This window comes from Pseudomonas sp. B392_1p (assembly GCF_052245235.1).
In the GTDB taxonomy this organism is placed as follows: domain Bacteria; phylum Pseudomonadota; class Gammaproteobacteria; order Pseudomonadales; family Pseudomonadaceae; genus Serpens; species Serpens gallinarum.
Map to the genome: position 1 here is coordinate 54,936 of NZ_JBQPXM010000007.1, position 22,926 is coordinate 77,861.

Sequence of the window (22,926 nt, forward strand, 5' to 3'; positions counted from 1 at the left end):
ACTATTACAAACTGGTAATTTGTGACCATCTCACCTGACCGAAATATCGATTTTTCCAACCCCGCACTACTCTGCCCTGCCCTCCAACTGCTCCGCCACGCTCTGCGCCAGGCCCGCGCCTGCCTCGGTCATGGTCAAGTAGGTGTGGTCCGCCCCCGCTGCCTCGATCTGCCGGGCGACGTCTTCGTAGAGGGCGTGGGACACCACCAGGCCTTTGAAGCCTTTTTCACGCAGCTTGTGACAGGCGATGATCTTCGCCTCGGCGTCGTTCATGGTCAGGATCACCGCCTCGGTCTGATTCATTTCCAGGCTCTGCCAGAAGGTCTGATCTTCGGCGTCGGCGTAGAGAATGTTACGCCCGTCGCGGGTGGCGCGTTCGACCTTCTCCGGATCGGAGTCCAGGCTGACCACTCGGTAGCCTTTTTCATGCAGATAGTCATAGGCCGCGCGGCCGGAGCGGCCCATGCCCATGACCAGAATCTGCGCATCGCCGAGCGACACCGGCTGTTCATCGGGGTGACGGATATTGCGCTCCAGCGGAATCAGGCGACTCGCCAGACGGTCATAAAGCTGCGCGGAAACGCGGTTGAACTGGGCGGACAGAATGAACGAGAAAGCCAAGGTGATCGCCAGGGGAACCAGCCATTGCGGCATCAACACGCTGATGACGATCAGGCCAAACTCGCTGTAGTGGGTCAGGCTGGCGGCGCTGAGGAAGGCGCTGCGCGAGCGCAGGCGAAAAGCCAGGAACAGGAAAAAAAACAGCAGCGCCTTGAGCGGCAACAGCAACGATACCACTGCGGCGAAAACCAACGCATGGACATCCGGCAGACCGCCGATGCCGATCTGCAGAAAAAAGCCGACCAGGAAAACTTCCTTGACCGACCACAGCGAGTCGGACAGCTCATTGGCACGCGGGTGCTTGGCCAACAAGACGCCAAAGGCCAGCGCGCCCAGTTCTGAACTGAGCCCGACCGCCTCGAAGCCTTCGCCACCGACCACCAGCGCCAGCATCAAGCCAAGCAGCACCAATAATTCCTCATGACCGCTGCGATCGAGCAGGCGATACAGCAATGGGCGTAACAGTGGTAGCAGGAACACCAGCAACGCCCAGGGCGACGGGGCACGGCCGCTGGCCAGACTCATCACCACCAGCGCGATCAGGTCCTGCACGATCAGCACGCCGATTGCCACCCGACCGTGAAAAGCACGGAGTTCTCGCCGGCTCTCGAGTATCTTGGCCGCCAGTACGGTGCTGGAGAAGGTCAGCGCCACCGACAGCATCAGGCCGTCTTGCCAGCTGACGTCCAGAAACAGCAGGATCGGAGGCAGCATCAACCCGAACGACAATATAAAGTGCAACAGACAGACGCCCACCACCTCGGGGCGCGCCAGATTACCCAGTTTGAGTTTCAAGCCGACCGTGAACAGCAACAGCAGCACACCCAGATGTGCCAAATGACCCAGGATTTCGCTGTCCTGGCGAGTAATCCCAAGTTGGTTATCGAAGGCGGCCAGGGCAAAACCAGCGCCCAGGTAGCCAATCAGCGGCGGCAACCCCAGACGGCGAGCCACCAGCCCCAAGCCAAAGGCAAATGCAATCCACGTGGCTTCAATCATCGTGTGGGCTCGGCAATCGGCGAGGCCGCGTTGTTATCGAGACATTCCAGACGGCGAAGAAGTCTTGATTCTCGCCCTGCGATCAGACGCCCTATCGCTGAATGGAGCTGGTGCCTACAGGGGGCGGCGCAGCTACGCCGTCCCTGCGCCTGCTGGGGGAAGGGCGCCTTCGTATAGGATCGCGCGAATAGCGCAGGCAAAGGCCCCCTTTCTTTAGAGCTGGCGAGCTAGGGCTTGATCGCCAAAATGCTGCACGGCGCCTTGTGCAACAGGTGCTCCGTCGTGCTGCCCAACAGCCGGTTGTCGCCTTGCCGATGGACAGTGCCCATCACCAGCACGTCGGCCTCCAGGCGATGGGCGCATTCGGAAATGGCCGTTCGCGCAGCCCCCGTCACGAACTGCTGACGCTCGGGCGGTACACCATGCTCTTCGGCCAGCGAGGCGAAGAGTTTTTCCAGTGAATGGCGCATATCTTTGGCCAGATCCGCCCAGGCCAGGCCACTGCCGCCTGCATCCGTGACATACGCCTGGGCCGGGTCGTATGCATACAGCAGGTGGAGTTCGGCATTGCATTGCAGCGCCAGACCGATCGCCTCATGGATGATGCGCTCGTTCAGACCGCTGATCTGCGTTTCGGGACGTGAAGGATCGACCGCCGCAATGACCCGGCGCGGCAAGGCCTGCAGATTGTCGGCGCTGACCAGGTGCACCGGCACAGGACTTTCGCGCAGCAGGTGCCAGTCCAGCGGTGTGGTGAACACCCGCTTGAGCAGCGGTTCGTGGCGCACATCCTTGATCAACAGGTCCGGCTGCAGCTCCGCCGCGTACTGGCCAATTTCCTCCAGCACATCATCGGTGAACACGGCCTGACAGGTGACCGACAGGCCATTCGCACGCAGCGGCTTGGCCGCCTCATTGAGCTTGTAACGTTGTTCCTGCAGGTAATTCTTGCGCGCCGTGTCGCGCAAGTCTTTGTCCAGCAACAGGGGCACGACAGGTTCGATGAACACCGCGATGTGCAGTTCGGCGCCACTGGCACTGGCCAGCGCGGCGGCGCGCTGCATGGCTGCGGATTGCAGGTTGACGGGATCGGCGATCAGAAACAGGCGTTTGTATTGGCTCATGGAGTACTCCGTCGATGTGAAGATCGGGATACGGTGCGCTCGCCTGCCGACTGCCGAGCAGGGCCGTCTTGATCCTCAGCATAGGCCAGCCGTACCGTTTGATACCTGATCTCACGGACAATGGTAGCTGCCCCACCTACTTGACTCTGCCCCCACAGGGACAATGCTGAAAACATCAGCGCCGCGTCGTGGAGAGGTGTCATGGGCACAGAGCCACCCCTGCTGTTCGCCCTGCAAGGCAGCCAGGACTACGCACGTCGCGTGGCGCAACGTCTCGGCTGTCCGCTAAGCCCCCACGATGAGCACGAGTTCGAGGACGGCGAGCACAAATGCCGGCCTCTGGAGTCGGTCAATGGCCGGCAGGTAGTGGTCTTCCACGGCTTATATGGCGATAACCGGCACAGCGTGCACGACAAGCTTTGCCGGCTGCTGTTTTTCTGCGCGGCCCTCAAGGATGCCGGGGCTTGTCAGGTGCAAGTGGTCGCGCCCTACCTCTGTTATGGACGCAAGGAACGCCGCACCCATCCCCAGGACCCGGTGATCAGCCGTTATGTCGCAACCTTGTGCGAGGCATGCGGCGTGGACCGGTTGATGAGCCTTGAGGTGCATGATCTGGCGGCCTTCGGTAATGCCTTTCGCATACCGACCCAGCATCTGTCCTGCGCCGAGTTGTTCGCCGCCCATTTCGCCTCGCTGCTGGTCGGCGATGCGGAGGTGGTTGCGGTGTCTCCGGACGCGGGCGGCGCTAAGCGGGCGGAACTGTTCCGCCAGGCGTTGCAACAACGCATCGGCCGTCCGGTTGGCAGTGCGCTGATGGAAAAACATCGCAGCAATGACGTGGTCACCGGCTCGCTGCTGGGCGGCGACGTGCAAGGCAAGACGGCCATCATCGTCGATGACCTGATCAGCACTGGCGGCACGCTGCTGCGTGCCGGCCAAGCCTGTCGGGCGAACGGGGCCAGCCACGTGTTCGCCGCCGCGGCTCACGGGCTGTTTACCGAAGGCTCCGATCTGCTCGACAGCCCGCAGTTCGAGCACATCGTCGTCTGTGACAGCGTGCCCGCCTTTCGCCTGCCGGCGGAGTTGGTTGCGCGGCGCTTGCACATTCTCGATACCACGGCGGCCGTGGCGGCTCTGCTGGCGGACAGCTATGGCCTCCTCCTTCCCACGCCGTCGTGAGCACCTGCCATGTCAGGTAGCGCACAACAATGCCGACTGTTTCTGACCGGCGACCTGATGCTGGCCCGTGGCATTGATCAGATCCTGCCGCACCCGGGCAACCCCAGGCTCTACGAACCCTGGGTCAAGGATGCCCGCGACTATGTGCAACTGGCGGAACGGCGCAACGGGCCAGTGCCCCGGCCGGTGGAATTCGATTATGTCTGGGGCGTGGCGCTGGGGGCGTTGAGTCAACGCCAACCGGACCTGCGCCTGGTCAATCTGGAAACGGCGGTAACCCGCCGAGGCAAGCCGCAGCTCAAGGGCATTCATTACCGCATGCACGCGGCCAACCTGCCCGTGCTCATGAGCGCCCGCATCGACGCTTGCTCCTTGGCCAACAATCACGTGCTGGATTGGAGCGAGACCGGCCTCGCCGACACCCTCCACCACCTGGGCATTCAGGGCCTGCGCCATGCCGGCGCGGGGCGCGACCTGCGCAGCGCCGAGGCGCCGGCCATCCTGGCGCTGCCGGGAGAACGACGTCTGCTGCTGTTTGCCTTCGCCACCGGCGATTGCGGCGTGCCGCCGGAATGGGCGGCCCGTGATGATCGCCCGGGTGTGGCCCGCCTGGATGACCTCTCAATGCACAGCGTACAGCGCATCGCCCGCTGCATTGCTGCCCGGAAACGGCCCGGCGATCGTGTCGTCCTCTCGTTGCACTGGGGCGGCAACTGGGATTTTGCCGTGTCTGCAGAACAGCGGCGCTTCGCCCATGCACTGATCGACAATGCTGGTGTGGACGTGCTGCATGGCCATTCTTCGCACCATATCAAGGGCATCGAAGTCTATCGCCAGCGTTTGATTCTCTATGGCTGCGGCGACCTGTTGAACGACTACGAAGGCATCGAAGGCCACGCTACCTATCGCGGCGAACTCGGCCTGTTGTATTTCGCCGACCTGGACAATGAAGGCCGCCTGCTGGCGCTGGAGCTGCTGCCTACCCGCCGGCGGCGCCTGCGCCTGGAGTGGGCCGAGGGCGAGGACCGTCGATGGGTACAGGACACCCTGGAGCGCGAATGTGCACGCTTGGGCTGCAGTCTTCATAACAGCGGTGACCGGGCTTTCACCCTGGATTGGCCGATGCCCTGACCAGACGACAGCCAACCGGACGGCACCAACAGGCGCATCACGCCCGGCGCGCTATGGTTAAGCCGCTGCCATTGCCATGGAGAAGCCTCATGCCCAACCCTGTTCAACGGTTTTGCCTGTACGACGCCAAGGAAGTCGATGATGTACTGCGGCGCATGGCGCACCACGCGGCGATTCTGTTTGGCGACCGACCGGCTGCGCTGGTCGGTATCCTGCGCCGCGGCGAGCCGCTGGCCCGCCTGCTTCTGCAGCATCTGGCACAGTTGACCGGGCAACCCGAATGGCCGCTCTACCCGCTTAAAGTGAAGCGCTACGCTGACGATCTCAGCCTGCTGCATCCACACACGCTGTTGGCTGAAAACCCGCAACTGGCCGCACTGGATCTGGCCAATACGCCCTTGCTGGTGATCGACGATGTGCTCTATGAAGGCCACTCGCTGCTGCGCACCTGCGCCTACCTGGCCCATCTGGGGGCTACCGAGGTGCGCACAGCGGTGCTGGTCGACCGGCACGCGTGCCGCCAGCCTGTGCGAGCCGACATCGTCGGCGTGCATTTGCAGGTCGCGGCTGACGATGTCGTGGAATGTCACGTGCCGCCTTATGAAGACCAATTGCGCATCGAAGTCTGGCGCCACGGTGCCACGCACTGAGCTGACCTGTTACCGCTCAGCAGGAGAGTTGAGGAACCGCGTAAACCAATCACCGGCCAGCCGCGCCACTTCATTCAGCGTGCCGGGCTCTTCGAACAGATGACTTGCACCGGGCACGATCTGCACCTGCTGCTCCCCATGCAGACACTGGCTGACTTCGCGGTTCAGGCGCAGCACCTCCGGGTCTTCGCCGCCAACAATCTGCAAGGTGGGCGCCGCAACCCGGCCCAGCGACTCCTCCGCCAAGTCGGTACGCCCACCCCGGGAAACCACCGCACGAATCACATCCGGCCGCTCCGCTGCGGCCACCAGCGCCGCGGCCGCCCCCGTGCTGGCCCCAAATAGTCCCAGGTGCAGGCCAGATAATTCGTGGTCGTAACCCAGCCAGTCGATCACGCTGATGATGCGCCGCGACAGCAACGGGATGTCGAAACGCATTTCGTAAGTGACATTATCGATGCGCTGTTCCTGCTCGGTGAGCAGGTCGAACAACAGCGTCGCCAGCCCTCTCTCGCTTAAATAATGTGCCACTTGCTGGTTGCGCGGACTGCGCCGGCTGCTGCCGCTGCCATGCACGAAGACCACCAACCCTTGGGCCCTCTCCGGCTGCAACAGATCTGCCGCCAGCCCGGCATCGCTCAGCGTCAGGAACAAGGGCATTGCTTCACAAGCTCGCATCCGACTTACCTCCTGCGGTTTGTTCGCACTCGCGCTGCCAGGCGCGCTGCAGAAGCTCGATAACGTGTTGATCCGGTACCTGGGTGAAGTCCCGGTACCAGCGACCGATGGCGATCAGGTCGTCGGGAGCCAACGGACAGACCACTTCATCGGCCTCGATCCGCAGCTGCGCCAGCGTATCGGGGGGCGCCACGGGCGCCGCAACGACGATGTGCGCAGCGCCCTGTTGACGCACAGCCTGGACTGCGGCGCGCATGGTCGCCCCGGTGGCGATACCGTCATCTACCAACACCACCCACTGGTCATGCAAGGCGGGTACTGGCCGGCCGGCTCGATAGGCCTGATCGCGGCGCAACAGCTCATCGGCCTCCTGATTGGCCACGGCCTCCACCGCTGCATCCCCAATTCGGAGCGCGCGGATCACGTCGTGATTGAGCACCCGCACCCCACCACTGGCAATCGCTCCCATGGCCAGTTCAGCATGCCCCGGCACACCCAGCTTGCGCACCAGCATCAGATCCAGGCGCACATTCAGCGCCATGGCAATTTCATAGGCAACCGGCACACCGCCTCGTGGCAAGGCCAGCACAATGGCGTCGGATCGTTCTCGGTGGCCGTCCAACAACCCGACCAACGCCTGCCCAGCGGCGACCCGGTCGGGAATGGGTATTTCCAGTGAAGACGTGTAACGGGCCATCCGGCAACCCTCGAATGAGTGGTCAGGATGAGTGCGAGGTTACATCCAACCCTGCAAACCTCGCCTAGTCATGGATAGTGGCTGCGGATATTAATCACTTGCTGCGCAGTCGTTTTTACAGCATAGAAGACGCATGAGCCCTACAGGCTCCGTCCGACAGTCCTGCACACGCAGGTATCAGCATTAGTGGTGACCGGGAACCAAACCGAGGACAGTCTCGGCCGACTGCCCCATACAGCAACCAGGCCATTCACCGAAGCACTTTTCACCCACAGATTGGTCGGTCAAGGCCTTCCCAGCCCTACGCCCATGTGTCTGGAATGCCCGCTTTAGAGCCGAAACAAGACAACGGCAGCAAAAATTACAAACTGACTATCTGGTCACGCGATAGAAGCTCAGCGCGCTCTTGCAACCCGAGCAAAATACTGGTGCTATACCGCTTACCTGATCACCAAGGCATTCCGCGCAGCCGCCATCGAGCTGCCAAAATGTTGGCGAATCAGTATAAAAAGCTTGGCTGCTTAAAAATAATAATTGATAGGCCACGTTGCTAAGTAGCGGCGTGCTTTTATCCAGCCGTACATAGCGGTTCAAATGATAATTCTAATAAGTTCAAAAGTTCGCAGCGCCAATATCCAAGCATCGCTGGGCAAGCCTGAGTACAGCTATTTCTTCTTGATGAAGGACTTCCTGCCTGCGCTGGAGCGGGTAGGCACGGTAATCCAGGTGCAATCGCCGGACGAAATCGAGTCCTTGCACGCCAGCTATACCGCCCAGGGCGAAGCGGTCATCTTCATCAGCTTCAGCCCGCCGCATCAAACTCCGCTCAATCTTCCCTGCCCTACGGTGACGCTTTTTGCCTGGGAGTTTGACAGCCTGCCTTCGGTCGCTTGGGATAGTAATCCTCAGAATGATTGGCGTTATGTTTTTGCCCACAGCCACGGCGCAATTGCCACCAGCCGCGAAGCGGCACTGTTGGTGGAGCAGGCTATGGGAGATGATTTCCCTGTTACGTCTCTTCCCGCACCGGTTTGGGATCGCTTTGCAGCAATAGGATCAATCAATAGTACTTCCACCAGTGGAGAGCGGGAGTTTCCCTTCACCGGGATCGTAATCGACAGCCCTCTATTAGGGTTATCTGCAGATGGCCTCGTACGCAAGGCGGATGAAACTCCTATACAAGAGACTGTGATGCCGCAGCCTCCGGCTAGGCACTTTCAGGCAAAACCTTTGCTGGAAGCATGGCGACTCAGCATGACGCTTGTTAAAGACTGGTGGAAAGAGATTCGTCACTCTACCGATTCAAATGACGCCATTCTGACCTCACCGCAACGACAGGTTATCCCTGAAGTACCGCAGCACATTAAGGTCCGAGGAATCGTCTACACCACCGTTCTCAATCCGGCCGACGGCCGCAAGAACTGGATCGATCTGATTACTGCGTTCTGCTGGGCGTTCAAACACTCCGACGAGACCACCCTGATCGTCAAAATGACTCACCACGACCTCGAGTTTTATCGCGTAGCGTTGATGACGCTGCTGTCGCGCTTGGCCCCGTTTCAGTGCCGTGTTCTGGTTCTGCATGGTTTTCTGGAGGATGAGCACTACCAGGGACTCATTCGTGCCAGCGATTTCTATGTCAATGCCTCGTCTGGTGAAGGACTTTGCCTGCCCTTGATGGAGTTTCTGGCAAGCGGAAAGCCCGCCATTGCGCCTGACCATACCGCGATGGCCGACTATGTAAACGAGCGACTGGCTTTTGTACTTAAGCATTCACTTGAACCGACCTGCTGGCCGCATGACCCCACAGGGATGCTGTTCACCCACCGGCATCGCCTCAACTGGCAATCATTGATGCAGGCCTTTCACAGTAGCCATCAAATGGCTCGTGACAACCCTTCTCAGTATCAGGAAATGTCTCGCGAAGCGTACCAGCAGATGCGTTATTTCGCTTCGGTTGAACAGGTCAGCAAACCGCTCGAAAGATTCCTGCAACAGGTGCTGGATACTGAAGGTTGCTTATCGGGGGTTAAAGCATGAGATTTCTGGTTTATTCGGAAGTCACTGCCGAATGCATTGCCGAAAGTCTCGGCTTACCTGAATACAGCTATTACTTTGTTCTGCGCGACTTTCTTCCCATTCTCCGCCAGATAGGCGAAGTACAGATTGTCGAAAACCCTGAAACGGAAGTCGATCCGCTATACGACGCGGCTTACGCCAGAGGCGAGCGCTGTGTGTTCTTGTCTTTCTCGCCGCCGCACAAAACACCTCTGAACTTACGCTGTCCGATAATCCCGGTTTTCGCCTGGGAGTTTGACAGCATTCCGAATGAGTACTGGCTGGACGAAATGAACCAGGATTGGAGCCATGTCCTGACGCATTGTGGCCGTGGGATTACCCACTCCGGCCTCACAGTCCAAGCAGTCAAGAGCGAGCTGGGCGAGACCTTCCCAATTACTTCCATCCCTTCACCGGTATGGGACAAATTCCAGGCACTACGTGAATTTCCGAACGAACTGCCGCGGACCCAGGGTATAAAAATCCAATTGCGCGAAGGCGTAGTATTAGACACTCATGATGTAGCCCTTGAGCACTATATGCCGGGTCTTAATGCCGTGGCCAAATCTGTCGCAGCAGCACGAGATGCCAAAACCGCCTGCACTCCAACTGAACACAGGAAACTGCCCCTACCGCAACAATCACGACTTAAAATCACCCGGCGCTATTTAGGTGAGTGGTATTTGCAGGTATTGCGCCCTCTCCTACCCGGCCTGAAAGCACCCACTCCTGAATCAGTTCAGGCAAGCGAATCACCAACGATAAATTTGGCTACAGCAACCGAGGCACAACGGCTCGAACCACACAATCAAGTTGAACCTGCTGCGCTGCCAAAGTCCGGAGTAGAATTGCCTGCCATGGAATGGCCATTGTGCGAATGTAGCTTTGAATTGTCAGGCGTCGTGTTTACCGCCTTGTTCAATCCGTATGATGGCCGTAAGAATTGGGTCGATATGCTCACGGCGTTTTGCGCTGCGTTTAAGGAATGTGCAGACGCAACACTGGTGTTCAAGCTAGGCCATCATGAATATCAATCCGCGATGAATGACATGCTGATGTGCATGGCACGAATGCCAGCCTTCCAATGCCGCGTGATCTTGCTGCAAGGGTTTCTCGACAAAGCGGAATTCGACACCCTAGTCAGTGCCAGCGCTTTCGTGGTTAATGCCTCGCATGGTGAAGGACAGTGCCTGCCACTGATGGAATTTCTCTCCTGTGGCAAGCCCGCCGTAGCACCACGCCATTCGGCGATGCTCGACTATATCGATAGCGAAGTAGCGTTTGTTGTGGACAGTTGGCTGGATGCAACTGCCTGGTCCCACGATCCTCGCCTGGCCTACCGAACCTTGCGACACCAGATTGACTGGTCGTCACTGGTCGATGCGTATCGCGCCGCATACCACTGCGCACTAAAAGAGCCTGCACGTTACGCCCAGATGTCAGCCGCCGCGATTGAACGGATGCGCAAGCACTGCTCACAGGCGACCGCCAAGAGCAATTTCCAACGTTTCCTTCAAATCAACGAGGCGTATTGACTATGAATCAGTTCGATTTATTTCGTCGCCTCGGAGGCCTTCAAACCGATCCTCGGAGTACAGAGGAAATCTGGGCAGAAGTTTCTAGCCAGCCGGATTTCGTCGATTCACGGGACTGCGGTCTGGTCGACGCCGTGCAGAGCGGCTGGTACCTGGGAGAAAGTAACGAACTTTTCAAAGGTTTCCCAATCAGCGCCGAAGACTGCGTACTTGATGTCGGCTGCGGTGCAGGTGGCGCCACTCTGTTTTGCGCCAATCGTGGCGCACAGGTGACCTTTACAGACGTAGCGTCCGAGAAAATCGAATCACTACAAGCCAGGGTAGCGCTTACCCCAGCCCGAAAAGCTGAAGGCTTCGTGTCCGATAGCATGCCGTTGCCGGTGGCGACCAACAGCATGTCACGAGTTATTTCCATGGAGGTGCTCGAACACGTCGAGGATCCAGCGGCTTTTCTGCGCGAATTGGTGCGAGTAGGACAGCCCGGTGCGCTTTATCTACTAGCAGTCCCAGATCCCCTGGCTGAAAACATACAAAAAAACTTCGCTCCGGCTTATTACTTTGAACGGCCGAACCATATCCATGTGTTTGAACGGGATGAATTTTCCCGCCTGGTTAGTGAAGCCGGTCTAGAGATCGTCCAGCGCGATTCATTTGGTTTTTTTTGGACTTTTTGGATGTTTCTCTACTGGGCATTGGCCAAAGCTTCGGGCGCCGAGTTGACGGGCACTTCACATGACGTCGTGCAACCGCCTTACCCACCGCTGCTGAACGACTGGGCCAAGCTCTGGCACCAAATAATCCAAATGCCAGAAGCAGCCCCAGTTAAGCAGGCCCTTGATCAGTTATTGCCCAAAAGCCAGGTGATTATTGCTCGAAAGCCAGCTTGAGCACTGATTACCCACACATGCACTGAACTTCTTCTAAGGAAGGCAGGATGCTTCGACGATTGAAACAACTTATCTTCGTAAAAGGGACCTCCTCCCTCTTGGCTCCGGCGTCTCAGGAGTCTGCCATCCCACTCAACGACCCGACCTTGACCGATGCCTATTTGAGTGGCTGGTTTCGCCGAGAGGATGGGGAATTATTCGAAGGATTTCCAATCAATGCAGAGGATTCTGTCCTAGATATCGGCTGCGGTGATGGTCCGTTTGCATCGTTCTGCGCGGAGCGCGGCGCCGAAGTGATCTTCGCTGATATTGATGCTGACAAAGTTGCCGCTATTGAAACCATGCTCAAAGGCTCTCCAGCAAGAGCTATCCTGCCACTAGTAACGGACGCCAACCCCATTCCACTGCCTGATAACCGCGTCAATAAAGTGATCGCTATGGAAGTTCTGGAGCATGTCGCTGATCCGGCGCAGTTCATGCGCGAACTGGTACGCGTGGCCAAACCGGGCGCCCAATTTTTGATCACTGTCCCGGACCCTCTAGGCGAAAGCGTGCAAAAGAAACTAGCGCCAGCCGCCTACTTCGAGCATCCAAACCATATCCGCGTTTTTCAGCGGGAGGAATTTACTCACCTTATCGAAGAAGCCGGTCTGATTATCGAGCGACGAGCTGATTACGGATTCTACTGGTCGATCTGGTGGTTCTTCTTCTGGGCCTGCAAACAAGACCTGTCGCCCCCTTGGCATCCATTGCTTGAGTCATGGACATCCACTTGGAATTTATTGCTTTCCACGCCTGACGGTCCACGTATCAAGAAGGCGCTGGATGAAGCCATGCCTAAAAGTCAGGCGATTATTGCGCGTAAGCTATAGCTGGCGAATCGCGTAAAGAGACATTGCCAGCCTGCGACGAGAAGCAGAAAAAATTTATCAATATCTTCTAACTATGGGCTCCTTAAACTTTCCTTCTTTTCTGGGAAGAGGCTAACCAGTGACCACCCGAATCAACGAAGACATTCAGGCTCTACGTGCAATCGCAATAATTTTGGTGATCATACATCATGCACCTTTAAACCTAATCCAAGCTCTTCCTCCATTCCTTGAAAGATTTTACTCCTATTTTTTTGGCGCCGTCGGGGTAGATCTATTCTTTGTAATATCCGGCTTTGTTATTTCTCGCTCGTTGTTATCATCACTATCACATCAGGCGACACCACAAGCACTGCGTAGCTTTTGGTTAAAACGCGCTTACCGTATATTTCCGGCAGCTTGGCTATGGCTAACGATAATTATCATTCTAACTTTAACCTTAAATAAATCGGGATCATTTGGTAGCTTTCGCGCAGCCTATGAGGGTTCGATTGCAGCTGTCCTTAACATTGCAAATATTCGTTTCGGAAACTGCTATGGGTTCTTTGAGTGCGGCCCCACAACAGTCTACTGGAGCCTATCACTAGAAGAACAATTCTATATAATAATGCCGATTTTAATTTTAATTTTCAGAAAATTTACACCACACCTACTAACAATCTTCATAATCTCCCAGATAACTATTGATTCAATCACTCTGCCTTCAACTTTTAGAATGACAGGTCTCGCCCTTGGCGTTGTCATGGGCTGGTACTCGAAAAGCCAAAACTATCAGACCTTCTTTAAAATTTTCACTACAAATAAAACCAAACTCTTAATAGCTTTACTTTTTTTATGTCTCATGACCGTCCAAAACCCGAGCCTTAACATTACCTCGGAACGCCTTGGCTACCAGATAGTAGCACTCATATCTGGGATTTTAGTTTATATTGCTTCAATGAATCAGAATTGCTTTTTTGGAGCCGGCCGGGCCAATCATTTTATGTGCTGGATCGGCAACCGTTCTTATTCACTATACCTTAGCCACATGCCAGCTTTTTTCTTAACAAGGGAGATAGTATATCGATTTCCCGAAGAAGCACTTACTGGTCAATCCCTGCTGCTATTCTCTATTACCTGCTCATCAATACTAATGTTTATCTCTGCGGATCTTTGCTTCAAGTATGTAGAGCTTCCATTTCAAGAAAAAGCTCGTAGAGAATTAGAAAGATATAGAACTTTCGATTGTAAAAAACAGACTATAACCGAAGCATCTGTTAAGTAAAAAAATACTTGAATAGGGAGCAAATCCAGTTGAAGAAACGCCTACTAGTCACCGGCCTTAGTGGCTTCGTTGGCCGCCATTTGCAATCCCACCTGGAGTCCAAAAATGCCGCATGGGAACTAGTACTTCCAGCCGACCACTACGATCTGACCCAGCCAGAAACCCTGACTACTTGGTGCGCGGCCTGCCCTGACGCCGTCTTACACTTAGCCGGGCAGACTTTCGTACCGGAATCCTTTCGCACCCCCCAGCGCACGCTTGAGGTAAATCTTATAGGCACCCTCAACCTGCTGCAGGCGCTCAAGACCAACGGTTTCAACGGCACATTTCTCTATATTAGTTCGGGTGATGTTTACGGCCAGGTTCCTGAAACCGAATTACCCATTAAAGAAAGCCGCATTCCACGGCCCCGCAACCCTTACGCAGTAAGCAAATTCGCCGCAGAAATTCTTTGTCTGCAATGGGGTTATACAGAGTCCTGGCGTGTCATAATCGCTCGCCCTTTTAATCATACGGGCTCCAGCCAGAGCGATGCTTTTGTTATCCCTAGCATCGCTCGTCAGTTGATTCGAGTGCGCACAGGCGCACAACCATCAGCAATCGAGGCAGGAGATTTCGAGGTAACTCGTGATTTTCTCGATGTCAAAGACGTTATTCAAGCTTACTTTTATTTACTTGAGCACGGCCGAAGTGGGGAGGTTTATAACGTCTGCTCTGGTATTGGTCTACGTGTTCGAGATTTAATCGCAGAAATGGCCAATTTGGCAGGCGTTGAAGTTGAATTAGTCCAAGATCCTCATCGCATGCGCCGTTCAGAACAGCGGCGCGTGGTCGGATGCTCGGATAAATTACAACAGGAAACTGGATGGAAACCTTTCACGCCGATCAAGGATACCTTGCAGGACGTGCTTGCTGATTGGGAATCCCGAAAACAATAAATTTTTACTTAATCACCGGTTAGTGCTACCTAATATGCGAATTTGAAACTTTAGATCACGGGATAGTTTGCCAAGCATAACGACTTATTACAGTTACTGAGCATGCAGCAAGGAAAACAAGGAAAATAAGAAATGTCTAATGTTGCTTTGATTACCGGCGTGACCGGCCAAGATGGCGCCTACCTGGCCAAGCTGTTACTTGATAAGGGGTATGAAGTACATGGATTGGTAGCCCGGCGCAGCAGTGATACCCGCTGGCGTTTGCGTGAGTTGGGCATTGAGGGTGAGGTGCGTTATCACGACGGCGACCTCGCGGACGCATGCTCCATCCAACGCGCCGTAATCAAATCCAGGCCGCAAGAAGTCTACAACCTTGGTGCGCAAAGCTTTGTGGGCAGCTCGTGGGATCAGCCTGTGACGACCGGTATCGTGGACGGGCTGGGCGTAACCCACTTGCTCGAAGCCATTCGCCAGTTCGCGCCGGAAACGCGCTTTTACCAAGCCTCGACCAGTGAAATGTTTGGTCTTATCCAGGCCGAACGCCAGGATGAAAACACGCCGTTCTATCCGCGCAGCCCCTATGGTGTGGCCAAACTGTATGGCCATTGGATCACGGTCAATTACCGCGAAAGCTTTGACCTGCATGCCTCCAGCGGCATCCTCTTTAACCATGAGTCGCCGCTGCGCGGAATCGAGTTCGTGACGCGCAAAGTGACCGACGCGGCAGCCCGTATCAAGCTCGGCAAGCAAAAAGAGTTACGGCTGGGCAATATCGATGCCAAACGCGACTGGGGTTTTGCGGGTGATTACGTCGAAGCCATGTGGCTGATGCTTCAACAAGAAAAGGCCGATGATTATGTAATAGCCACCGGCGTGACCACCACCGTACGGGATATGTGCAAACTGGCCTTCGAGCATGTTGGCTTGAACTATGAGGATCATGTCGTTATTGATCCGCAATTCTTCCGTCCAGCCGAGGTTGACGTGCTGCTGGGTAATCCCGCCAAGGCTGAACATCAGCTGGGCTGGAAGCCGAAGACCAGCCTGGCTACTTTGATTCAAATGATGATGGAAGCCGATCTACGCCGCGTTGACCGGGAGTAAGGACACATGATCATCCCCGTTATCCTCTCCGGCGGAGCCGGTACACGCCTATGGCCTGTCTCCCGAGAAGACCATCCGAAGCCATTCATGCGCTTGCCGGATGGCCAGTCCTTGCTGCTAAAGACCTACCTGCGCGCCGCCGGGCTGATCGCCGATGGCGGCGAGATCGTCACGGTCACCAACCGCGAACACTACTTTGAAAGTAAAGACCACTTTGCAGAGGCCGAATTGGCCGGACGCAGAGCACGCTTTTTACTTGAGCCTCAGGGGCGAAATACTGCCCCGGCGATTGCAGTGGCGGCCTTGGCCTTGGCCGCTGAATATGGTGAAGACGTGGTCTTGGTGGTAATGGCTGCAGATCATCTGATCCATGATTTGTCCGGTTTCAAGACAGCTACAGAGCATGCAGTAACCCTGGCTCAGCAGGGTTACCTGGTTACCTATGGCGTACGCCCCACCGCACCGGAGACTGGCTTCGGCTATATCGAGGCCGGAAAGCAGATTGATGAATGGGGTGGATGCCAGGTTTACCAATTCGTTGAAAAACCTGACCGCGCTACCGCTCAGGAATATCTGAACAGTGGGCGCTTCCTGTGGAATTCGGGCATGTTCTGTTTTACCGCAGGCAGCCTGATCCGCGAGCTACATACCCATGCTCCGGATCTGATAGAGCAGGCGCGTATTTGTATTGAACACAGTCCGCTGCAAAACACGTCGGGGGTAGCGCTGCAAGAACTGCACGGTTCGAGCTTCGCCAGTCTGCCGGACATTTCCATCGACTATGCGGTAATGGAACGCTCCTCACGGGTCGCCATGGTACCGGCCGCCTTCGACTGGAGCGATATCGGCTCTTGGACGGCGCTGCGCCAACTTGTCGAGCCGGACAGCGAGCTAAATCGTGCTCACGGCAACGCCATCTTCATCGATAGCCGAAACACTTATGTGCAGACTCAGGGCCGGTTGGTGGCGACTGTCGGGGTTGATGATCTGATTGTGGTTGAAACCGACGATGCCGTACTGGTGGCCCACGCTGACCGGGCGCAGGACGTGCGCCAGGTCGCCAAGCGGCTGAAACTGGAAAACCACCCCGCCCACCGCCTGCATCGTACAGTTACTCGGCCTTGGGGGTCCTACACCGTGCTTGAGGAAGAAGCGCGATTCAAGATCAAACGCATCGTGGTCAAGCCTGGCGGCGCGCTGTCACTGCAACTCCACCATCATCGCAGTGAGCACTGGATTGTGGTGCAGGGTATGGCCAAGGTTATCAATGGCGGTGAACCGCGCTTCGTTAATAGTAACGAGTCCACCTTCATCCCCGCAGGACACAGACATCGCCTGGAAAACCCCGGTGTGATCGATCTGGTCATGATTGAAGTACAAAGCGGTGAATACCTCGGCGAGGATGACATCGTTCGCTTCGAAGACCAATACGGCAGGGTGCAGTAATGGCGCCGGATATAGCGCGCGCGGTATGGGGCTACCGCGGATTTGTACTGGGTAGCGTGCAGCGCGAGTTTCAAACGCGCTATCGCAATTCCTTGCTGGGTGCCGCCTGGACGATCCTCAATCCGCTGTCGATGATCATCGTGTACACGGTGATCTTCTCGCAATTGATGAAAGCTCGACTGCCGGGAGTGGACAACAGCCTGGCCTACGGCATCTACCTGTGCGCGGGCATTCTTGCCTGGGGGTTTTTCGCCGAGGTGATCGGTCGAAGCCAGTCGGTATTCCTGGAACACGCCAACCTCATCAAGAAGTTGAGCTTTCCGCGGATCTGCCTGCCGTTAATTGTGGTTCTGAATGCCGGGTTGAACTTCGCCATTATCTTTGCGTTGTTTCTCGGCTTTCTGCTCGTCACACAGAACTTTCCGGGCTGGGCCGTGCTGGCGGTGATTCCGGTGCTGGCCATACAGATCGCCTTCTCCATCGGCCTGGGCATCATCCTGGGTGTGCTCAATGTGTTCTTTCGCGACGTCGGCCAATTTGTCGGCATCGTTCTGCAATTCTGGTTCTGGCTGACCCCCATCGTATATCCGGCATCGATTCTGCCCGACGGCATACGTCCGGTGATCGAAGCTAATCCGATGTTCGCGCTGATCGCCGCCTACCAGGGAATTTTCGTCTATGGCCGCTGGCCCGAGTGGTCGACGCTCTGGCCGTCCGCAGTAATCGCAACAGTGCTTTGCCTGCTGGCAATGCGCTTGTTCCGTAAACGCTCCGGTGAAATGGTGGATGAACTCTGATGGGCAGCATTCAGGTTATTCAGCTGGGCAAGGCCTATAAGCAGTACCCCACCCGCTGGTCACGCCTGGCCGAATGGATGATTCCCTTCACCAAGCCACGCCACCAACTGAAATGGGTGCTGCAGGACGTCTCTTTCACCGTCAATCCCGGCGAGGCGCTGGGGATTATTGGCATCAATGGCGCTGGCAAAAGCACGCTGCTGAAAATGATCACCGGCACAACCCAGCCCAGCGCCGGTCAGATTCACATTCAGGGCCGGGTTGCCGCGCTTCTGGAGCTCGGGATGGGCTTTCATCCCGACTTCAGCGGGCGCCAGAACGTCTTCATGGCCGGACAGCTGCTGGGCCTTGACATGGAAGAACTGCACGCCCTGATGCCCGAAATCGAGGCGTTTGCTGAAATCGGCCCGTACATGGACCATCCGGTGCGCACTTACTCGAGCGGCATGCAGATGCGCCTGGCGTTCAGCGTGGCGACTGCACGGCGCCCCGACGTGCTGATCGTCGACGAAGCGTTGTCAGTCGGCGATGCCTATTTCCAGCACAAGAGCTTCAACCGCATCCGCGAGTTCCGAAAGGCCGGCACAACGCTGTTGATCGTTTCCCATGATCGCCAGGCGATTCAAAATCTCTGTGATCGGGCCATCCTGCTCGCCAATGGGAAGCTGGCCCTGGAAGGCGCACCCGAAGAAGTCATGGATTTCTACAGTGCCATGATTGCTGAAAAGGAGCAGCACACGGTGCGTCAGGAACGGCTCGATAATGGCAAGGTACGCACCATTTCCGGGACTGGCGAGGCCGGCTTTGCTGATATTGCCCTGCTCAATGCGCAGGGGCAGCGGGTCGAGGTGCTTGAGGTGGGCAGCCGCGCAACGCTTGAGATCACGGTCGAGGTTCGCGCACCGATCAGCCGCCTGGTGCTGGGCTTCATGATCAAGGATCGCATGGGTCAGTCTATTTACGGCATCAACACTCACCGCCTGCACCGTGAATTGGAAAACCTCTGCGCAGGCGAGCGCATCGTGTATCGCTTTGCGTTTCCAGCGAACCTGGGCAAAGGCAATTATTCGATTGCCTTGTCTCTGTCGCGTTTCGACTCGCATCTGGACACCAATTACGAATGGCGCGACTTCGCCCTGGTGTTTCACATGATCAATATCAACAAGCCCGACTTCGTCGGCTGCGCTTCGCTGGATGCCGAAATCAGCATACAGCGCGAGACACAGCCTGCATGAAGCGACTTATGGCGAGAACTGCATGCGCTTTCTGATTGAATGCACCTATGTCTATGAGCATCCGGAAGTCAATTCCGGCATCCAACGAGTGGTGCGCAATATCATCGGTCAACTGGGCAACCAGCAGACCGAGGTGGAATGCATACCGGTGATGATGAATGGCGGCCAGATCTATCAGGTCCTGAGCCTGGCCCCCCTAACAGTTGAGCATGGTCTCACCCAGCGTCAGGCCTGGATCGTGAAACTGGATCACCTGCGCAACCGTTACTGGTGGTGGCACTCGCGGCTGGAGCGGCTCTGGCCCTTTCGCAGCTCAGAAACCGCGCGTCGCTTGCTGTACTGGCCCTGCAAAGTTGCCAGCCTGCTGATCACCCTGCCCTTGCGTGGCCTCCTTCTAATCAACCGCAATTCGCCACCAGCGCCTCAGCGTGCGGTCCCATTGCAGGCTCAGGCGGGTGACCAGTTGATCTTGCTTGACTCGTCCTGGCATGCCGATTTCTTTCCCATGGCTGAGCGACTCAAAAGCCAAGGCGTCGGCATCATTTCAGTGGTGTATGACCTGATTCCGCTGACCCATCCGCAGTTCTGCGATGCGGGTCTGGTCAAGGTTTTTGACCGTTGGTTCGACTGGATCGCCGAAACCGCTGATGGCTTCATGGCCATTTCCAAAACCATCAGCCAGCAGGTCGAGGCGGAAATTCAACGTCGCCTGGGAAATGAAGAGGCCGCCAAACGCTGGCATGGCCATTTCCATCTCGGTTCCGAACTGGACCTGCTGCGCAAGGGACAACGTGTCGATGCCGACCTGCTAAGCATGTTTCGCGATCCGGCACCGGTCTACCTGATGGTCAGCACCATTGAGCCGCGCAAGAACCATGCTTATTTGCTGGACGCTTTCGAACTGCTGTGGGCCCAGGGCAGCCACGCGCGCCTGTGCATCATCGGCAAGGTCGGCTGGAAGTGCGATGCGTTGATTGCGCGAATCAAGCAACACCCCTTGCTGAATAAGCAGCTGTTCATGTTCAACCAGATTAATGACAAGGGCCTTGAATATGCCTATGCAAATGCCCGCGCGCTGGTTTTTCCGTCCCATGTCGAAGGATTCGGCCTGCCTCTGGTAGAGGCCATGCAGCGCGGTTTGCCGGTTATAGCCAGCGATATTCCGGTATTTCGCGAAGTGGGTAGTGATTTCATTGCTTATTTCGATTTGGCTGACCCACAGAGTCTGGCTATACGGGTAATACAATACGAATCCAACGGCGTCTTCCCCTCGAACAGACAGGTGTCCGACTGGCAGTGGATCGGTTGGCGCGAAGCCAGTCAGCAATTGATAGACGGCACGCTCATGGGGCTGCGCAACAATTCACGACAATCAAGCCAGCCCAATGCGAATTGCTCTTAACGCCAACATCTTGCGGGCGCCACGTACGGGCATCGGTCACTATCTCGCCGAACTGGTGCAGGCATTGTCCGCAGAGGAGCCCGAACTCGAGTTGCAGCTTTTCAACGGCTGGAGCTGGCAGTCTGAATTGCCCGCCGCGGCTCTGCCGGGTTATTCACGCTTGAGCAGCCTGATCAAGCGTTGCGTACCCCATGCCTATAAACTGCGGCGTAACATCGAGCAACAGCGATTTGCACGGTGCGCTGGCGACGCCTCGCTCTATCACGACCCCAGCCTGTGGCCCTTTGAGTTTGACGGCCCCATGGTCATGACCCTGCATGACCTGACCCATGTGCATTTTCCCGAGACCCAACCCAAGGATCGTCTGGCGGAAATCGAACGCCATGCCGCGAACAGTGTGAAGCGTGCGCGCCACATCCTTGTGGACTCCCGCTTTATCGGCAATGAGGTCTGTCGTCATTACGGCGTACCCATCGAACGCGTGACAGTGGCTCCTTTGGGCTGCTCGGCACGTTTTCACCCTCGCACAACATCGCAATTAATAGCGAGCCTACAACACCTGAACCTGCAACCCGGCCGCTACCTGTTGTGCGTGGGTACGCTCGAACCGCGAAAAAACCTGCAGGTAGCGCTGCGTGCCTATGAACACTTGCCTCCGGTAACGCGCGAGCAATACCCGCTGGTCATCGTCGGCATGTCTGGCTGGCGTCCCGAACAACTGGCAGCACCTCTGCAGAAAGCCTTGGCAACAGGTCAAGTACGCTTGCTGGGATATCAGGACGACAACCAAGTCGCCGAGCTTGTGGCGGGAGCAAGACTGATGCTGTTCCCATCGCTCTATGAAGGGTTTGGCTTACCCGTGCTCGAGGCCATGACCAGCGGCACGCCGGTAATTGTGACTCGCAATTCGTCGTTACCCGAAGTGGCAGGCGAGGCTGGCACCTATATCGACGCACATGATGATCGAGCCTGTGCCGAGTCTATCCAGCGGCTCATGGAAGATCAGCCGTACTGGCAACACCAACGCGACGCAGGTTTGCTGCGCGCCCAAGCGTTTTCCTGGCAGCGCTGCGCGCAAATCACGGCGAGCGTTTACCGACAAGTTGTGGAGTCCTGATGCGCGTTCTGCATTTTTTCAAAACCTACCTCCCAGATACCATGGGCGGAATCGAGCAAGTCATCTTTCAGCTGTGCGAGAGCATGCACCCGCACGGTGTTGACAGTGAGGTGTTGACGCTCAGTGCCAATCCCGGATCGTCCGAGCTAAAGGTCGGCGGTCATCGCGTTCATCAGGCCAAGCTTGATCTGCATCTGGCGTCCACAGGATTCTCGTTCAGCGCGTTGAGCCGTTTGAAAGCGTTGGCCGCACAGGCGGATATCGTGCATTACCATTTTCCATGGCCCTTCATGGATATGTTGCACTTCGCTGCGTCTATCGACAAACCTTATGTCGTGTCTTACCACTCGGACATCGTCCGCCAAAAATGGCTGCTGCACCTGTATCGCCCCTTGATGCTGCGTTTTCTCGCCAAGGCCAACCGTATAGTCGCCGCATCGCCTAATTACCTCGAAAGCAGCGAGGTGTTGACCCGCTTTCGGGACAAGGTCGACGTCATCACTTACGGCCTGGAGCGGGCGTCATACCCGGAGCCGGACGCCCTGCGCCTGCAGCACTGGGCGGAGCGTTTCGGCCCTCGATTCTTCCTCTTTGTAGGCGTCATGCGTTATTACAAGGGCTTGCATGTACTGCTCGACGCAGCGCATGGCACCGATTATCCCATCGTGATTGTCGGTTCCGGTCCTTTGGAACAGGAGCTGCATGCACAGGCCAAGAGGCTAGGGCTCACTCACTTGCACTTCATAGGCCGGCTTGACGAAGCAGACAAAGTGACACTACTGACACTGTGCACTGCCATGGTTTTCCCATCCCACCTGCGCTCCGAAGCCTTCGGGATATCCCTGCTTGAAGCAGCCATGTTCGGCAAACCGATGATTTCCTGCGAAATTAGCAGCGGTACTTCTTATATCAACCTGCACGGAGAGACCGGATTAGTGGTGCCTCCGGCCGATCCGATTGCCTTGCGCGAGGCCATGCGTAGCTTGTGGGACGATCCTCAGCGGACCGCTGAAATGGGAGTTAGAGCTGCACAACGCTACCGCGATTTTTTCACCGCTGACCGAATGGGCGAACAGATGGCCAATCTTTATGGAAAACTGCTAGACCGCTGACAGACTGACAAAGCGCCCGTATCTGCGAGACAACCCAGACTATGCTGCACGGTAATCTCCATTCGAGGCGACGCCTGCAGAGG

At 56.6% G+C, this 22,926-nt stretch carries 20 protein-coding genes; 16 read left to right on the forward strand and 4 right to left on the reverse strand.

The annotated features are described in order from the left end of the window. Positions 1 to 66: 66 nt before the first annotated feature. Together ACTV8E_RS11710 and ACTV8E_RS11715 are read right to left on the reverse strand one after the other, a co-directional pair. A complete protein-coding gene (locus ACTV8E_RS11710; RefSeq protein WP_443199615.1) occupies positions 67 to 1,620 on the reverse strand; it encodes a cation:proton antiporter domain-containing protein in 1,554 nt (517 codons plus the stop codon). A 227-nt stretch (positions 1,621 to 1,847) separates the two neighbouring features. Then, complete coding sequence (locus tag ACTV8E_RS11715) at positions 1,848 to 2,744, reverse strand: universal stress protein (RefSeq protein WP_251836176.1); 897 nt, start codon at positions 2,742 to 2,744, stop codon at positions 1,848 to 1,850. A 201-nt stretch (positions 2,745 to 2,945) separates the two neighbouring features. Between ACTV8E_RS11715 and ACTV8E_RS11720 the strand changes: the two genes are divergently transcribed. The 3 genes from ACTV8E_RS11720 to ACTV8E_RS11730 all read left to right on the forward strand — a co-directional run bounded on the left by ACTV8E_RS11720 (position 2,946) and on the right by ACTV8E_RS11730 (position 5,704). Beyond that, complete coding sequence (locus ACTV8E_RS11720; RefSeq protein WP_443199616.1) at positions 2,946 to 3,923, forward strand: ribose-phosphate diphosphokinase; 978 nt, start codon at positions 2,946 to 2,948, stop codon at positions 3,921 to 3,923. A 9-nt stretch (positions 3,924 to 3,932) separates the two neighbouring features. Further along, entirely contained in the window at positions 3,933 to 5,054 is a 1,122-nt protein-coding gene (locus ACTV8E_RS11725) for a CapA family protein (RefSeq protein ID WP_443199617.1), read from the forward strand. An 89-nt stretch (positions 5,055 to 5,143) separates the two neighbouring features. Beyond that, positions 5,144 to 5,704 (forward strand): phosphoribosyltransferase family protein, encoded by a 561-nt coding sequence (locus tag ACTV8E_RS11730; RefSeq protein WP_443199618.1) that lies wholly within the window; start codon positions 5,144 to 5,146, stop codon positions 5,702 to 5,704. A 9-nt stretch (positions 5,705 to 5,713) separates the two neighbouring features. On the opposite strand, the gene ACTV8E_RS11735 is transcribed toward ACTV8E_RS11730, so the two are convergent. Together ACTV8E_RS11735 and ACTV8E_RS11740 are read right to left on the reverse strand one after the other, a co-directional pair. Then, positions 5,714 to 6,382, reverse strand: a complete 669-nt coding sequence (locus ACTV8E_RS11735; RefSeq protein ID WP_443199619.1) for a dienelactone hydrolase family protein — start codon at positions 6,380 to 6,382, stop codon at positions 5,714 to 5,716. Continuing rightward, entirely contained in the window at positions 6,369 to 7,079 is a 711-nt protein-coding gene (locus ACTV8E_RS11740; protein WP_443199620.1) for a phosphoribosyltransferase, read from the reverse strand. The genes ACTV8E_RS11735 and ACTV8E_RS11740 overlap by 14 nt, the downstream gene beginning before the upstream one ends. Positions 7,080 to 7,673: 594 nt before the next feature. Here ACTV8E_RS11740 and ACTV8E_RS11745 point away from each other — a divergent pair. From ACTV8E_RS11745 to ACTV8E_RS11805, 13 genes are all read left to right on the forward strand, one after another. Further along, positions 7,674 to 9,119: a glycosyltransferase gene (locus ACTV8E_RS11745; protein ID WP_443199621.1), complete on the forward strand. Its 1,446-nt coding sequence runs from the start codon at positions 7,674 to 7,676 to the stop codon at positions 9,117 to 9,119. Continuing rightward, positions 9,116 to 10,672 carry a glycosyltransferase gene (locus ACTV8E_RS11750; protein WP_443199622.1) on the forward strand — a complete coding sequence of 519 codons (1,557 nt, stop codon included), beginning with the start codon at positions 9,116 to 9,118 and terminating at the stop codon, positions 10,670 to 10,672. The genes ACTV8E_RS11745 and ACTV8E_RS11750 overlap by 4 nt, the downstream gene beginning before the upstream one ends. 2 nt (positions 10,673 to 10,674) lie before the next feature. Beyond that, positions 10,675 to 11,559, forward strand: a complete 885-nt coding sequence (locus ACTV8E_RS11755; protein ID WP_443199623.1) for a class I SAM-dependent methyltransferase — start codon at positions 10,675 to 10,677, stop codon at positions 11,557 to 11,559. A gap of 47 nt (positions 11,560 to 11,606) precedes the next feature. After that, positions 11,607 to 12,431: a class I SAM-dependent methyltransferase gene (locus ACTV8E_RS11760; RefSeq protein WP_443199624.1), complete on the forward strand. Its 825-nt coding sequence runs from the start codon at positions 11,607 to 11,609 to the stop codon at positions 12,429 to 12,431. Between the two features lie 118 nt (positions 12,432 to 12,549). Further along, the gene (locus ACTV8E_RS11765) at positions 12,550 to 13,692 is read left to right on the forward strand and encodes an acyltransferase family protein (protein WP_443199625.1); all 1,143 of its coding nucleotides are present in this window, start codon (positions 12,550 to 12,552) and stop codon (positions 13,690 to 13,692) included. Positions 13,693 to 13,721: 29 nt separating this feature from the next. Then, on the forward strand, positions 13,722 to 14,630 hold the full coding sequence (locus ACTV8E_RS11770; protein WP_443199626.1) for a GDP-mannose 4,6-dehydratase: 909 nt from the start codon (positions 13,722 to 13,724) through the stop codon (positions 14,628 to 14,630). 132 nt (positions 14,631 to 14,762) lie between these two features. After that, positions 14,763 to 15,734: a GDP-mannose 4,6-dehydratase gene (gene gmd / locus ACTV8E_RS11775; RefSeq protein WP_443199627.1), complete on the forward strand. Its 972-nt coding sequence runs from the start codon at positions 14,763 to 14,765 to the stop codon at positions 15,732 to 15,734. Positions 15,735 to 15,740: 6 nt separating this feature from the next. Continuing rightward, entirely contained in the window at positions 15,741 to 17,180 is a 1,440-nt protein-coding gene (locus ACTV8E_RS11780; RefSeq protein ID WP_251836188.1) for a mannose-1-phosphate guanylyltransferase/mannose-6-phosphate isomerase, read from the forward strand. After that, positions 17,180 to 17,977, forward strand: coding sequence for an ABC transporter permease (locus tag ACTV8E_RS11785; RefSeq protein ID WP_251836189.1), 798 nt, complete (start codon positions 17,180 to 17,182; stop codon positions 17,975 to 17,977). The genes ACTV8E_RS11780 and ACTV8E_RS11785 overlap by 1 nt, the downstream gene beginning before the upstream one ends. Beyond that, positions 17,977 to 19,212, forward strand: coding sequence for an ABC transporter ATP-binding protein (locus ACTV8E_RS11790; protein ID WP_251836190.1), 1,236 nt, complete (start codon positions 17,977 to 17,979; stop codon positions 19,210 to 19,212). The genes ACTV8E_RS11785 and ACTV8E_RS11790 overlap by 1 nt, the downstream gene beginning before the upstream one ends. Before the next feature lie 22 nt (positions 19,213 to 19,234). Beyond that, positions 19,235 to 20,614 (forward strand): glycosyltransferase family 4 protein, encoded by a 1,380-nt coding sequence (locus ACTV8E_RS11795; protein WP_251836191.1) that lies wholly within the window; start codon positions 19,235 to 19,237, stop codon positions 20,612 to 20,614. After that, entirely contained in the window at positions 20,598 to 21,731 is a 1,134-nt protein-coding gene (locus tag ACTV8E_RS11800) for a glycosyltransferase family 4 protein (RefSeq protein ID WP_251836192.1), read from the forward strand. Before ACTV8E_RS11795 ends, ACTV8E_RS11800 begins: the two co-directional genes overlap by 17 nt. Continuing rightward, the gene (locus ACTV8E_RS11805; RefSeq protein WP_443199628.1) at positions 21,731 to 22,843 is read left to right on the forward strand and encodes a glycosyltransferase family 4 protein; all 1,113 of its coding nucleotides are present in this window, start codon (positions 21,731 to 21,733) and stop codon (positions 22,841 to 22,843) included. Before ACTV8E_RS11800 ends, ACTV8E_RS11805 begins: the two co-directional genes overlap by 1 nt. The last annotated feature ends 83 nt before the right edge of the window (positions 22,844 to 22,926 follow it).

What these genes read in the sequence shown, in the direction of transcription:
- ACTV8E_RS11710 (WP_443199615.1), bottom strand. Translation starts at nt 1,620, where the DNA reads ATGATTGAAGCCACGTGGATTGCATTTGCCTTTGGCTTGGGGCTGGTG.
- ACTV8E_RS11715 (WP_251836176.1), bottom strand. Translation starts at nt 2,744, where the DNA reads ATGAGCCAATACAAACGCCTGTTTCTGATCGCCGATCCCGTCAACCTG.
- ACTV8E_RS11720 (WP_443199616.1), top strand. Translation starts at nt 2,946, where the DNA reads ATGGGCACAGAGCCACCCCTGCTGTTCGCCCTGCAAGGCAGCCAGGAC.
- ACTV8E_RS11725 (WP_443199617.1), top strand. Translation starts at nt 3,933, where the DNA reads ATGTCAGGTAGCGCACAACAATGCCGACTGTTTCTGACCGGCGACCTG.
- ACTV8E_RS11730 (WP_443199618.1), top strand. Translation starts at nt 5,144, where the DNA reads ATGCCCAACCCTGTTCAACGGTTTTGCCTGTACGACGCCAAGGAAGTC.
- ACTV8E_RS11735 (WP_443199619.1), bottom strand. Translation starts at nt 6,382, where the DNA reads ATGCGAGCTTGTGAAGCAATGCCCTTGTTCCTGACGCTGAGCGATGCC.
- ACTV8E_RS11740 (WP_443199620.1), bottom strand. Translation starts at nt 7,079, where the DNA reads ATGGCCCGTTACACGTCTTCACTGGAAATACCCATTCCCGACCGGGTC.
- ACTV8E_RS11745 (WP_443199621.1), top strand. Translation starts at nt 7,674, where the DNA reads ATGATAATTCTAATAAGTTCAAAAGTTCGCAGCGCCAATATCCAAGCA.
- ACTV8E_RS11750 (WP_443199622.1), top strand. Translation starts at nt 9,116, where the DNA reads ATGAGATTTCTGGTTTATTCGGAAGTCACTGCCGAATGCATTGCCGAA.
- ACTV8E_RS11755 (WP_443199623.1), top strand. Translation starts at nt 10,675, where the DNA reads ATGAATCAGTTCGATTTATTTCGTCGCCTCGGAGGCCTTCAAACCGAT.
- ACTV8E_RS11760 (WP_443199624.1), top strand. Translation starts at nt 11,607, where the DNA reads ATGCTTCGACGATTGAAACAACTTATCTTCGTAAAAGGGACCTCCTCC.
- gmd (WP_443199627.1), top strand. Translation starts at nt 14,763, where the DNA reads ATGTCTAATGTTGCTTTGATTACCGGCGTGACCGGCCAAGATGGCGCC.
- ACTV8E_RS11780 (WP_251836188.1), top strand. Translation starts at nt 15,741, where the DNA reads ATGATCATCCCCGTTATCCTCTCCGGCGGAGCCGGTACACGCCTATGG.
- ACTV8E_RS11785 (WP_251836189.1), top strand. Translation starts at nt 17,180, where the DNA reads ATGGCGCCGGATATAGCGCGCGCGGTATGGGGCTACCGCGGATTTGTA.
- ACTV8E_RS11790 (WP_251836190.1), top strand. Translation starts at nt 17,977, where the DNA reads ATGGGCAGCATTCAGGTTATTCAGCTGGGCAAGGCCTATAAGCAGTAC.
- ACTV8E_RS11795 (WP_251836191.1), top strand. Translation starts at nt 19,235, where the DNA reads ATGCGCTTTCTGATTGAATGCACCTATGTCTATGAGCATCCGGAAGTC.
- ACTV8E_RS11800 (WP_251836192.1), top strand. Translation starts at nt 20,598, where the DNA reads ATGCGAATTGCTCTTAACGCCAACATCTTGCGGGCGCCACGTACGGGC.
- ACTV8E_RS11805 (WP_443199628.1), top strand. Translation starts at nt 21,731, where the DNA reads ATGCGCGTTCTGCATTTTTTCAAAACCTACCTCCCAGATACCATGGGC.